This is a genomic window from Citrobacter sp. MGH100 (genome assembly GCF_001034465.1).
Taxonomy (GTDB): Bacteria; Pseudomonadota; Gammaproteobacteria; order Enterobacterales; family Enterobacteriaceae; genus Citrobacter; species Citrobacter youngae.
This window is the reverse complement of sequence record NZ_KQ089800.1, coordinates 1,471,186-1,483,994: the sequence shown is the minus strand read 5'-3', so window position 1 is coordinate 1,483,994 and position 12,809 is coordinate 1,471,186. Positions and strand designations below refer to the sequence as shown.

Genomic DNA, 12,809 nt, shown 5'->3' with positions numbered 1-12,809 from the left:
GATTCAGCAAATTATTCTACGGAGAGTGGATTTAACATGAATCTTGATGAGATGATCAACAGCATGACGCCGGAAGTTTATCAGCGCTTATCGACTGCCGTTGAACTCGGAAAATGGCCGGATGGCGTGGCGCTAACGGCAGAACAAAAAGAGAACAGCTTACAGCTGGTGATGTTATGGCAAGCGCGAAACAATATTGACGCACAGCATATGACGATCGATACCAACGGTGAGATGGTGATGAAGAGTAAGCAGCAGCTTAAAATGGAATTTGGGATTACGCCCGAACCGATTGCGACGTTTAAATCCTGATTAACCTGGCCCGGCAAACATCGGTGTCGGGCCCGCAGTTGATGTTATTTCTTGTTCATCATCGCCTTCAGATCGGCAAACGGATTGTATTTCGCCTCGCCGACGTCTTTCTGCGCATCTTCCCCCGCCACTACAGTGGAACCATACTGATCCACCTCAGTGTATTTCGAATGCTCATGATCGTGACAGTACAGGCACAACATCTCCCAGTTGCTGCCATCTTCTGGGTTATTGGAGTGATCGTGATCGATGTGATGTACCGTCAGCTCGCGCAAATTTGAATACACGAACTCACGGGAACAACGTCCACAAACCCAGGGGAAGAGCTTTAGCGCCTTTTCCCGGTATCCGACTTCCAGACGGGCGTAATTTTTAGGGATAAAAGCCATAAAAGCGCATGCCTCCAGTAGAAAATGAAGAGCTGCGCCAAAGGCTGGCGCAGCAGAATGGGCTAATCATAACCTATTGTGTCAGGCGTTGGGATCAGTGTTTGATGCCTAGCGAATCGGCTAACTGCTTCGCCAACTGGTTTTGGTCATCTGCACCGTATTCCCAGAACATGGCGCCTCCCAGTCCCTTGCTCTTGATGTAGTCAGCCTTGATCGCTACCGAGCGCGGGTTTTCATAAGAGAGGGCAAAAAGTGCTTTTCCATCTGCAGACTGCACCGATATCCACGGCACTTTTGCTTCATCATCCCAATGCTGGCTAAAGCGCTTCTGCGGATCGTTGATCAACTTCGCCACAATATCGTTGTACTTCACATAGGTATCTTTACTCAGATCGACGCCCAGTGATTTGAACAACTCAATTTGCGCAGGCTCGAAATAGGGCTGGGTAACAGGATTTTTCTGCGCGTCAGGTTTGCTCCAGTCAATACCTGGCTCAACGGCGCGTTTTGGTACGCGTCCATAAAAACCGATGCCCAGGTTCATCTGACTCGCTTTTAGACCGGCGGCAAGGTAGTTGTCGACGACAAAATTGGCGCTGTACCTATCCGCAGCGGCGACCGTTGGCCATTGTGTCGAATCGTACAGATTCGAGTTGAAATACTGAGTACCGTAGGCCATGTCATAGGTCATCAGGTTGATGTAATCGAGCGATGGCGCAATGGCTTTCACATCCACCCAGCTTTTCGGACTTTCCGCATTCGCACCCACGGCGATGGTTAGCAGTTTTTTATGACCCAACGCGGCACGCAGCTCTGTTAACAGCGCGGTAAAGTTCGCGCGGTCGGCTGGCTGGCTTTCAACCAGTCCCCAGGCGCCGTTGACCGGATATTCCCAGTCAAGGTCGATGCCATCCAGTCCATATTTCGCAATTATCTCCTGCGCAGACTGAATAAACACCGCGCGCGATTCTTTCGTTGCTGCAGCCCCAGAGAATCCGCGTGCGCCCCAGCCGCCGACGGAAAGCAGAACTTTCAGGTTCGGATTCTGTTTACGCAGCTGTGGAATTTTCAGCAAATCATCCTGCACTTTCTGTGAAAGCCAAATTTGATGGAGCTTGCTGGCATCTTTTAAGGCGTCATTGGTCTCGTCTTTTTCATTGTTATAGACAAGGCCAAACGAATAGTTGAGATGGGTTATCTGGCGAACATCCAGTTTATTGATATCGCCACCAGGACCCGCGGTGACGTCACCACCGCCATTGAAGTAGCCAACAGACATCAGCGAACTGGCGGAAACAACGCTCGCGCAGAGCAGGGGTAATGCTGCCAACAAAGGCAAAAGTTTCATCGGTGTTCCTCTTTGACATTTAAACAAGCAAACACGCCACGGAAATGGCGTGGCGAAAAAAACAGCACTTGCAGGTTAACAGTTTCATAACAGAAAAAATGCGAAGGGGTTCACGGCATTTTAGCCAAGCGGCTGCAATGTGCCGTTGGCTTTCGATTCAATCTGGCACTTATTTGTGATCTAAGTTGTGAAATGCAGATCATAATCTGTGTTTTAAAGATTTTGTGTTGACCTCAAAAATTATATGGATAAGTATGATGCCAGGTGATGCAAAACTAAACACAAAGGAAAATTCAATGAAAGCACTGGCAAGATTTGGCAAGGCCTTTGGCGGCTACAAAATGATTGATGTCCCGGAACCGGTATGCGGCCCGGATGACGTAGTGATTGAAATCAAAGCGGCGGCTATCTGCGGCGCGGACATGAAACACTACAATGTCGACAGTGGATCCGACCAGTTCAATTCGATTCGTGGTCACGAATTTGCCGGCCAAATTGTGCAGGTTGGCGATAAGGTTAAGGACTGGAAAATCGGTCAGCGAGTGGTTTCTGACAACAGCGGGCATGTCTGCGGTGTTTGTCCGGCTTGCGAACAAGGTGATTTTCTTTGTTGTACAGAAAAAGTGAATTTAGGTCTGGATAACAATACCTGGGGAGGTGGGTTTTCGAAATATTGTCTGGTTCCTGGGGAGATCCTCAAAATTCACCGTCATGCGCTGTGGGAAATCCCAACAGGCGTTGATTATGAAGAGGCGGCTGTACTCGACCCCATCTGCAATGCCTACAAATCTATCGCTCAGCAATCCAAATTTCTTCCGGGTCAGGATGTGGTGGTTTTTGGTACCGGCCCGCTGGGACTTTTTTCGGTACAAATGGCGCGCATTATGGGGGCCGTTAATATCGTGATGGTCGGGCTGGAAGACGATGCCGCAGTGCGTTTCCCGATAGCCAAAGAAATGGGGGCCACGGCTGTCGTCAACGGTTCGACCGAAGATGTGGTTGCACGTTGTCAGGAGATCTGCGGGAAAGATAATCTGGGACTGGTCATCGAATGTTCCGGTGCCAATATTGCCCTGAAACAATCTATCGAAATGCTGCGTCCTAACGGTGAAGTTGTCCGCGTGGGGATGGGCTTCAAACCTCTCGATTTTTCTATTAACGACATCACTGCGTGGAATAAAAGCATCATTGGTCATATGGCCTACGATTCCACTTCCTGGCGCAATGCTATTCGCCTGCTCGCTAGCGGTGCGATAAAAGTCAAACCGATGATCACTCACCGTATCGGCTTATCGCAATGGCGAGAAGGTTTTGACGCGATGGTCGATAAGACTGCGATTAAGGTCATCATGACCTACGACTTTGATGAATAACTCCATTTATTAAAGGAAGGTTCCCGGATGGAACAAATAGCAAAACCGCACTGCGGCGCGAGGTTGGACAGGCTGCCTGACTGTCGCTGGCATACGTCAATGTTTGCCATGGTTGCCTTCGGATTACTGGTTTGCTGGAGTAATGCCGTCGGCGGATTAATTCTCGCGCAGTTAAAAGAACTTGGCTGGACTGATAATTCCACCACCGCCACGTTCTCTGCCATTACGACGGCTGGAATGTTTCTCGGTGCGCTCGGCGGGGGAATTATTGGCGATAAAATCGGGCGTAAAAACGCATTTATTTTGTACGAAGCGATTCATATTATTTCTATGATCGTGGGCGCGTTTTCACCCAATATGACCTTCCTGATCGCCTGTCGTTTTGTGATGGGCGTTGGATTAGGCGCGCTGCTGGTCACCTTATTTGCTGGGTTTACCGAATATATGCCTGGCAGAAATCGTGGTACCTGGTCGAGTCGGGTCTCGTTTATCGGCAACTGGTCTTACCCGCTTTGTTCACTGATCGCGATGGGGCTGACGCCACTTATCAGCGCAGAATGGAACTGGCGCGTACAGCTGTTGATTCCAGCGGTGCTGTCGCTCATAGCTACTGTTATTGCCTGGCGCAGTTTCCCCGAGTCGCCTCGCTGGCTGGAGTCTCGCGGGCGCTACCAGGAAGCCGAAAAGGTGATGCAGGCAATTGAAGAAGGTGTCATTCGACAGACCGGTAAGCCACTGCCGCCAGTCGTGATAAAGGATGATGGCAAACAACCGCGTTCTGTACCGTACTCCGCCTTATTAACAGGTGTATTGCTGAAGCGGGTTATTTTGGGTTCTTTTGTTCTGATTGCCATGAACGTCGTTCAGTACACCTTAATTAACTGGCTACCGACAATATTTATGACTCAGGGTATTAATCTGAAAGACTCCATTGTCTTAAATACCATGAGCATGTTCGGTGCGCCGTTTGGGATTTTTATCGCCATGCTGGTCATGGATAAAATTCCGAGAAAAACAATGGGTGTGGGGTTATTAGTGTTAATTGCTGTACTGGGTTATATCTATTCGCTGCAAACCAGTATGCTGTTAATTACATTAATCGGTTTTTTCCTGATTACCTTTGTTTATATGTATGTTTGTTATGCCTCCGCTGTCTATGTTCCGGAAATATGGCCAACCGAAGCGAAACTTCGCGGTTCGGGACTGGCCAACGCGGTCGGGCGTGTCAGTGGTATCGCCGCACCTTATGCAGTCGCAGTATTACTTAATGGTTACGGCGTGACAGGGGTGTTTGTACTGCTAGGTGCGGTCTCCATTATTGTCGCCATTGCTATTGCTACCATCGGAATTGAAACCAAAGGCGTCTCTGTCGAAAGTCTCGGGATTGATGCAGTCACCAGCAAATAATATTGACGGGAAATAAAATGAAAAACTCGAAAGCGATATTAAAAACGCCGGGCTCGATGAAAATCATCGCCGCCGATATCCCGGTGCCAAAAGAGCATGAAGTGCTGATCAAAGTTGAATACGTTGGTATTTGCGGTTCAGATGTTCATGGATTTGAATCAGGTCCTTTTATTCCGCCAAAAGATCCTCATCAGGAAATTGGTCTGGGGCATGAATGCGCCGGTACGGTGGTGGCGGTAGGGAACCGTGTAACCAAATTTAAACCGGGTGATCGGGTGAATATTGAACCCGGTGTACCGTGTGGTCACTGCCGCTACTGCCTGGAAGGGAAATACAACATCTGCCCGGACGTCGATTTTATGGCTACGCAGCCCAACTACCGCGGTGCGCTAACCCACTATCTGTGCCATCCGGAGAGCTTCACTTACAAGTTGCCCGATAATATGGACACCCTGGAAGGTGCGTTGGTGGAACCTGCGGCGGTGGGTATGCATGCTGCAATGCTGGCAGACGTTAAACCGGGTAAGAAAATCGTCATTCTCGGGGCGGGGTGTATTGGTTTAATGACTCTGCAAGCGTGTAAATGTTTGGGAGCAACCGAGATCGCGGTGGTTGATGTGCTGGACAAACGTCTGGCTATGGCCGAACAACTCGGGGCGACAACCGTGATCAACGCTGCAAAAGAGGACACCATTGTCCGCTGCCAACAGTTCTCTGGCGATATGGGCGCGGACATTGTTTTCGAAACCGCCGGTTCAGCCATCACCGTTAAGCAGGCGCCGTATCTGGTGATGCGCGGCGGGAAAATAATGATCGTCGGTACAGTACCTGGTGATTCCGCAATTAATTTTCTCAAAATTAACCGTGAAGTGTCTATTCAGACCGTTTTCCGTTACGCCAACCGCTATCCGGTTACTATTGAAGCCATATCCTCCGGTCGGTTCGATGTGAAATCGATGGTGACGCATATTTACGATTATGCAGATGTTCAGCGCGCGTTTGATGAATCCGTTAATAACAAAAGCGAAATTATTAAAGGCGTAATTAAAGTAAATCATTAATTTATCGCAAAGGGAGAAATAACTATGCTGGCAGATATTAAATATTGGGAAAATGATGCCCAAAATAAACATTATGCGATTGCTCACTTTAACGTGTGGAATGCAGAAATGCTAATGGGGGTGATTGATGCGGCGGAAGAGTCGAAATCGCCGGTGATTATCTCCTTCGGTACTGGTTTTGTGGGGAATACCTCGTTTGAAGATTTTTCGCACATGATGGTTTCAATGGCTAAAAAGGCATCGGTTCCAGTTATTACCCACTGGGATCACGGACGCAGCATGGAGATTATCCATAACGCCTGGACTCATGGCATGAATTCGCTGATGCGTGATGCCTCTGCCTTTGATTTCGAAGAGAATATTCGCCTGACCAAAGAGGCGGTCGATTTCTTCCACCCGCTGGGTATTCCGGTCGAAGCTGAACTGGGCCATGTGGGCAATGAAACGGTGTACGAAGAGGCGCTGGCGGGTTATCACTACACGGACCCAAGCCAGGCGGCTGAGTTTGTCGAGCGTACCGGCTGTGACTCGCTGGCGGTAGCGATTGGTAACCAGCACGGCGTCTACACCTCCGAACCGAAACTGAATTTCGACGTGGTTAAACGCGTGCGCGAAGCCGTATCCGTTCCGCTGGTGCTGCACGGCGCGTCCGGCATTAGCGATGCGGATATCAAAAAAGCCATTTCATTAGGTATCTCTAAAATCAACATTCACACCGAACTGTGCCAGGCTGCGATGGTGGCAGTGCAGGAGAACCAGAATCAGCCCTTCCTGCACGTTGAACGTGAAGTTCGCAAAGCGGTAAAAGAGCGTGCGCTGGAGAAAATTAAACTGTTCGGTTCTGACGGTAAAGCGGAATGACAACATGGATAATATCGAGGTTATTTGTATAGGGGCTGCTATTGTTGATATTCCTTTACAGCCTGTGAGTAAAAATATCTTTGATGTTGACTCTTATCCGTTAGAACGAATAGCGATGACAACCGGCGGCGACGCAATTAACGAAGCGACAATTATTTCTCGTCTCGGTCATCGTACAGCGTTAATGAGTCGGGTAGGTGCAGATGCAGCAGGTCATTTTATTCTCGACCACTGTCGTCGGGAGAATATAGATATTCAGAGCCTGAAGCAGGATGCCGCAATTGATACATCTATTAACGTGGGATTAGTCACCGCCGATGGCGAGCGTACTTTTGTGACTAACCGTAACGGCAGCCTGTGGAAGCTGAATATCAGCGATGTTGATTTTGACCGCTTCTCTCAAGCAAAGCTGCTGTCGCTGGCGAGTATTTTTAATAGCCCGTTACTGGACGGCGATGCACTGACGGCAATTTTCACTCAGGCGAAAGCGCATCGGTTAATTATCTGCGCGGATATGATTAAACCACGACTGAATGAAACGCTGGACGATATCCGTGAAGCGCTGAGCTACGTGGATTATCTGTTTCCCAATTTTGAAGAGGCAAAACTGCTCACCGGGAAAGAGACGCTGGATGACATTGCCGACAGTTTCCTGAACTGTGGCGTGAAAACCGTCGTGATTAAGACCGGCAAGAGAGGCTGCTTTATCAAGCGTGTCGATATGAAAATCGAAGTTCCAGCCGTTTCGGGAATTACCGCCATCGACACTATCGGCGCGGGAGACAATTTCGCCTCGGGATTTATTTCCGCGCTGCTTGAAGGCAAAACACTGCGTGAGTGCGCGCTGTTTGCTAACGCAACGGCAGCCATATCGGTTTTGAGCGTAGGGGCCACGACGGGTGTGAAGAACAGAAAGCTGGTTGAACAACTTCTCGATGAATATGAAGGATAATAGCAGCAGATGAAAATGATTCCTTTAGGCAGTACGGATATTACGCTTTCCCGCATGGGATTAGGCACCTGGGCGATTGGTGGCGGTCCGGCGTGGAACGGCGATCTCGACCTGCAGGTCTGTATTGATACCATTGTTGAGGCGCATCGCTGCGGTATCAATCTGATTGATACCGCGCCAGGCTACAACTTTGGCAACAGTGAAGTGATTGTCGGACAGGCACTGAAAAAGCTACCGCGTAACGATATCGTTGTTGAAACCAAATGCGGCATCGTCTGGGAACGAACAGGCAGCCTGTTTAACAAAGTGGGCGACCGGCAGTTGTATAAAAACCTCACGCCCGAGTCGATTCGCGAAGAGGTGGATGCCAGCCTGCAAAGACTGGGTATTGAGAGCATTGATATCTACATGACCCACTGGCAGTCGGTCGAACCCTGTTTTACGCCGATTGCGGAAACAGTCGATACACTAAACGCACTCAAGAAAGAGGGGAAAATTCGTTCTATCGGTGCGGCGAACGTCGATGCGGAACATATCAGGGAGTATCTCAAACACGGTGAGCTGGATATCATCCAGGCCAAGTACAGCATCCTTGACCGGGCACTGGAGGCTGAACTGCTGCCGTTATGCCAGCAGCATGGCATCGTGGTGCAGGTCTATTCACCGCTCGAGCAGGGGTTGTTGACCGGTACTATCGCCAGAGATTATGTCCCGGGCGGCGCGAGGGCCAACAAAGTCTGGTTCCAACGGGACAATATGCTACGGGTGATTGACATGCTTGAGCAATGGCGGCCGTTGTGCGAAAAATACCGCTGCACAATCCCCGCGTTGGCACTAGCGTGGATTTTGAAGCAAAGCAATTTAATCACCTTGCTGAGCGGCGCAACCGCGCCTGAACAGGTTCGTGATAATGTTCAGGCGTTAACGATTTCCCTAACCGATGATGATTCTTCATTGATGAGGCGAATGGCTGAGGCGTTGGATACAAAATAAGCCAAATGGGAGTTACCTCTGTTTCTGTGTAAAATAGTATTAAAATCTGTGATTCAGACATGTTCTTTTGAAAATAAACATAGCCTGTGAGATACTTGGGTCTTATTATTACTTTGCAGGAAACAGAGGTGTCATCGTGGCGGCAAAAGACAGGATTCAGGCCATTAAGCAAATGGTGGCGAATGATAAGAAAGTAGCGGTATCTAATTTAAGTTCGATCTTTCAGGTGACTGAAGAAACGATTCGCCGCGATCTGGAAAAACTGGAAGATGAAGGTTTTTTGACCCGAACATATGGCGGTGCTGTACTCAATACCACCGCGTTGTCCGACAATATCCATTTTTATAAGCGTGCAAAATCTTTTTTTGAAGAAAAGCAGATCATTGCCCGTAATGCATTACCGTTTATTAAAAATAAGACCACCATGGCTGCCGACTCCAGCAGTACCGCGATGGAATTATTAAAACTGTTGAAGGAAAGAAACGATCTGACGCTACTGACCAACTCGGCTGAAGCTTTTCATGAGCTGGCACAGTCAGAGATTAACGTTGTTTCTACTGGCGGTGAATTAAATAAAAATACGCTGTCGCTTCAGGGAAGGATCACCAAGGAGATTATCAGCCGCTATCATGTTGATATCCTGGTGATGAGCTGCAAAGGTCTGGATATGCAGAGCGGGGCGCTTGATTCTAACGAAGCGGAAGCTGAAATCAAAAAGACGATGATCCGCCAGGCGACCGAAGTAGCTCTGTTAGTTGATCATTCGAAGTTCGATCGTAAAGCGTTCGTCCAGCTTGTGGACTTTAGCCATATTAATTACCTTATAACCAATAAGGCACCGGGTGCAGAGTGGATTGCATTTTGCAAAGAGAATAATATTCAACTCGTATATTAATTTTAACGTAGGGCGTGTCGATATTATTTTAGTTTGCACCTGGACAATGCCATAAGAACCTAATGATGATGGATGGCGCGGCGAAATTTATTCTGCCGCGATCGCCATACTTTCTATTTAGCTTAATTTGAGGCATCCAGATGGAACAATGTGACCCTATCGGTGCAAGATTAGATCGCTTACCTTTATCTCGATTTCATTTTCGTATTTTTGGCATTATCAGTTTTAGTTTATTAGTCACCGGTTTTCTCAGCTATTCCGGGAATGTGGTATTGGCAAAATTAGTCAGTACCGGTTGGTCAAATAATTACCTCAACGCCGTGTTTACCTCGGCTCTGATGTTTGGCTATTTTATTGGCTCACTAACCGGTGGCTTTATTGGTGATTATCTTGGCCGACGCAAGGCGTTTCGCTTCAATTTGCTGATCGTCGGGGTCTCTGCCTGTGCGGCAACGTTTGTGCCTAACATGTACTGGCTTATCTTTTTCCGCTTCCTGATGGGGAGCGGAATGGGAGCGCTAATTATGGTGGGCTATGCCTCATTTACTGAATTTATTCCGCCCGGGGTGCGTGGGAAGTGGTCTGCTCGCCTGTCGTTTGTCGGCAACTGGTCGCCGATGCTGTCGGCGGCAATTGGCGTTGTGATTATCGCCTTTCTAAGCTGGCGGATGATGTTTTTACTCGGTGGCATGGCAATGCTCTTAGCATGGTATCTGTCGGGAAAGTACTATATTGAATCTCCTCGCTGGTTGGCTGGCAAAGGACAGAGAAATGAAGCTGAAAAACATCTTCTACAGGTGGAACTGCAAATTGAGAAAGAAAAAAACATTACTTTACCTTCCTGTCATAGCGATTGCCTGACGGCGGATATAAGCACGGAAAGTGATTCATTTTGGCTCTTGTTCAAAGGACCGATGCTGCGTTGTACGCTGGTGGCAATCACTGTGCTTATTGCGATGAATATTTCGCTCTATACCATTACGGTATGGATCCCGACGATTTTTGTTAATTCGGGAATCGATGTGACGAAATCTATTTTTATGACCGCGATAATTATGATTGGCGCACCCGTTGGGATATTTATTGCCACACTGATTATCGACCGTTTTCCACGACGATTGTTTGGTTCATTCTTGTTGATTATTATCGCGCTGCTCGGCTATTTCTATTCGATTCAAACCGAAGAGTGGGCTATTTTGAGCTACGGGTTGGTGATGATCTTTTTTTTGTATATGTATGTGTGCTTTGCCTCTGCGGTATATGTCCCCGAACTATGGCCCACACACCTTAGATTGCGGGGATCGGGCTTTGTGAATGCCGTGGGAAGAATTGTCGCAGTATTTACTCCCTATGGCGTCGCTATCTTGTTGACCCGCTACGGCTCGATTACGGTCTTTATCGTGCTAGGCATAATGCTGGTGCTGTGCGCGCTGATTCTTTTTTGCTTTGGCATCGAAACACGCAAAGTTTCGCTGGAAGAGATTTCAACGCTGGCCTGAGATAACGTGCCGACAGGGGAGATCCTGTCGGCATCAATTAGCGCTGGGTTTCCAGCCAGTCGTCCAACGTATACAGCGTTGCGCCCGCCGCCGCCATGTCCATAAAGGCGTTTGCACTGTCCTGGGGTTGAATATTGACGCCACGGCAGCCATCGGTAATAACGCTGACGGTATAACCCAAATCGAGCGCATCCAGAACGGTAAATTTGACGCAATAATCAGTTGCCAGTCCCATAATGATGAGGTCGGTAACATGATGTTGCTGAAGCCACGCATTCAGTGCAGTAGCCTGGCGACGACCGTTATCAAAAAACGCACTGTAACTGTCGACCAGCGGGTTCTCGCCCTTGGTAAAGGTTTGAGATATCGCCCGCTGTTTCAGCAGTGGATGTAGGCTTGCTCCTTCACTGTGCTGTACGCAATGATCGGGCCAGAAGGTTTGCGCCAGGCCATCGAGTTGTCCCTGGCTGTAGGGGGCAACCTGATGCTGGCTGGCAAAGCTGCCGTGATTAGCCGGGTGCCAGTCCAGGCTGGCAACGACGGTATCACCGCGTACGGCACACCAGTCAATCAGACGGTTGGCAATATCGATTGTGCTGTCACCTTGCGGGACCGCGAGGGCACCACCGGCACAAAAGTCATTTTGTAAATCGACCAACAGTAAGGCTCGGGCCATGGGCATAGACTCCTTTAATCGTCAGGCGTGAGCTCACCACGCAGATTTTGCGTCATCGCTTCACGAATGGTCTGCGTATCCAGTTCCTGACTCAGTAAATAGTGCAATTTGGTGAGTGTGGCTTCGACCGTCATATCCGCGCCGCCAATCACGCCAGCATGCGCCAGTGCATTCCCCGTCGCATAGCCGCCCATATTTACCTTGCCGGACATGCACTGGGTCAGGTTTATCACCATGATGCCACGCGAGCTCGCATCTTCAAGTTCTTGCAGAAACTCTTTATTTTGCGGCGCATTACCCACGCCGTAGGAGCGCAAAATTAATGCTTTTACAGGTTGGCGCAGGAAGTTGCGTACTACATCAGCGGAGATCCCAGGATAAATGGTGACCACGCCAATTGGTTGCGGAGTGATAGGATGCACAATCAACTCACCTGTACCGTGAGGTGCGGGCGGTGTTCCCAGCCGACGAATGTGGATCCCCGCTTCCAGCAGCGGCGCAAGGTTAGGTGAGGCAAAGGCGTCAAAACCATCGGCGTGCGCTTTAGTGGTCCGGTTGCCGCGAAACAGTCGATTGTTGAAAAACAGGGTAACTTCATTGATCGGGTAATTTGCTGCAACATACAACGCATTCAGCAAATTGATTTGTCCGTCAGAACGTAGCTCTGCTAATGGGATTTGTGACCCTGTCACAATGACCGGCTTGCCCAGATTCTCCAGCATAAAAGAGAGCGCCGAAGCCGTAAACGCCATGGTATCGGTGCCGTGCAGAATGACAAAACCATCGTAATCGTCGTAGTGCGCTTTAATGTCTTCCGCAATATGCTGCCAGTCTTCCGGCGTCATATCGGAGGAATCCATCAGCGGGGCGTATTCGTGGATGGTGAAGTCTGGCATCTCCGGACGGTGGAATTCTGGCATCAATGCCAGCTGGCGCTGCAGGTGACCGGAAACGGGAATATAACCCTGTTCTGAGCGCTGCATACCAATGGTACCGCCGGTATAGGCAACGTAAATTGATTTTTTCTGCATGACTTTTCTTCT

The 12,809-nt window shown here is 49.0% G+C and carries 13 protein-coding genes; 9 read left to right on the top strand and 4 right to left on the bottom strand.

What is annotated here, in order from left to right; genetic code table 11:
• Nucleotides 1–36 precede the first annotated feature (36 nt).
• A complete protein-coding gene (locus SK32_RS07060; protein WP_048211919.1) occupies nt 37–312 on the top strand; it encodes a YeaC family protein in 276 nt (91 codons plus the stop codon).
• A 44-nt stretch (nt 313–356) separates the two neighbouring features.
• On the opposite strand, the gene yajD is transcribed toward SK32_RS07060, so the two are convergent.
• Complete coding sequence (yajD, locus tag SK32_RS07055) at nt 357–701, bottom strand: HNH nuclease YajD (protein WP_003030690.1); 345 nt, start codon at nt 699–701, stop codon at nt 357–359.
• Between the two features lie 94 nt (nt 702–795).
• Complete coding sequence (locus SK32_RS07050) at nt 796–2,049, bottom strand: chitinase ChiD (protein ID WP_048211918.1); 1,254 nt, start codon at nt 2,047–2,049, stop codon at nt 796–798.
• A 296-nt stretch (nt 2,050–2,345) separates the two neighbouring features.
• Here SK32_RS07050 and SK32_RS07045 point away from each other — a divergent pair, with 296 nt between their 5' ends.
• The 8 genes from SK32_RS07045 to SK32_RS07010 all read left to right on the top strand — a co-directional run bounded on the left by SK32_RS07045 (nt 2,346) and on the right by SK32_RS07010 (nt 11,090).
• Nucleotides 2,346–3,422 carry a zinc-binding dehydrogenase gene (locus tag SK32_RS07045; RefSeq protein ID WP_048211917.1) on the top strand — a complete coding sequence of 359 codons (1,077 nt, stop codon included), beginning with the start codon at nt 2,346–2,348 and terminating at the stop codon, nt 3,420–3,422.
• A 27-nt stretch (nt 3,423–3,449) separates the two neighbouring features.
• On the top strand, nt 3,450–4,829 hold the full coding sequence (locus tag SK32_RS07040; protein ID WP_048211916.1) for an MFS transporter: 1,380 nt from the start codon (nt 3,450–3,452) through the stop codon (nt 4,827–4,829).
• A gap of 17 nt (nt 4,830–4,846) precedes the next feature.
• Complete coding sequence (locus SK32_RS07035; RefSeq protein ID WP_048211915.1) at nt 4,847–5,890, top strand: NAD(P)-dependent alcohol dehydrogenase; 1,044 nt, start codon at nt 4,847–4,849, stop codon at nt 5,888–5,890.
• 24 nt (nt 5,891–5,914) lie between these two features.
• A complete protein-coding gene (locus SK32_RS07030) occupies nt 5,915–6,751 on the top strand; it encodes a ketose-bisphosphate aldolase (RefSeq protein WP_048211914.1) in 837 nt (278 codons plus the stop codon).
• Between the two features lie 4 nt (nt 6,752–6,755).
• Nucleotides 6,756–7,703, top strand: a complete 948-nt coding sequence (locus SK32_RS07025; RefSeq protein WP_048211913.1) for a carbohydrate kinase family protein — start codon at nt 6,756–6,758, stop codon at nt 7,701–7,703.
• Between the two features lie 9 nt (nt 7,704–7,712).
• Nucleotides 7,713–8,696 carry an NADH-dependent methylglyoxal reductase gene (gene ydjG / locus SK32_RS07020; protein ID WP_048211912.1) on the top strand — a complete coding sequence of 328 codons (984 nt, stop codon included), beginning with the start codon at nt 7,713–7,715 and terminating at the stop codon, nt 8,694–8,696.
• Between the two features lie 136 nt (nt 8,697–8,832).
• Nucleotides 8,833–9,591 carry a DeoR/GlpR family DNA-binding transcription regulator gene (locus tag SK32_RS07015; RefSeq protein ID WP_048211911.1) on the top strand — a complete coding sequence of 253 codons (759 nt, stop codon included), beginning with the start codon at nt 8,833–8,835 and terminating at the stop codon, nt 9,589–9,591.
• A gap of 140 nt (nt 9,592–9,731) precedes the next feature.
• Nucleotides 9,732–11,090 (top strand): MFS transporter, encoded by a 1,359-nt coding sequence (locus SK32_RS07010; RefSeq protein ID WP_048211910.1) that lies wholly within the window; start codon nt 9,732–9,734, stop codon nt 11,088–11,090.
• Nucleotides 11,091–11,127: 37 nt separating this feature from the next.
• Here the strand turns inward: SK32_RS07010 and pncA are convergent, their stop codons facing one another.
• Both pncA and ansA read right to left on the bottom strand, forming a co-directional pair.
• Nucleotides 11,128–11,766 (bottom strand): bifunctional nicotinamidase/pyrazinamidase, encoded by a 639-nt coding sequence (pncA, locus tag SK32_RS07005; RefSeq protein WP_048211909.1) that lies wholly within the window; start codon nt 11,764–11,766, stop codon nt 11,128–11,130.
• A 14-nt stretch (nt 11,767–11,780) separates the two neighbouring features.
• Complete coding sequence (gene ansA, locus SK32_RS07000; protein WP_048211908.1) at nt 11,781–12,797, bottom strand: asparaginase; 1,017 nt, start codon at nt 12,795–12,797, stop codon at nt 11,781–11,783.
• Between the last annotated feature and the right edge of the window lie 12 nt (nt 12,798–12,809).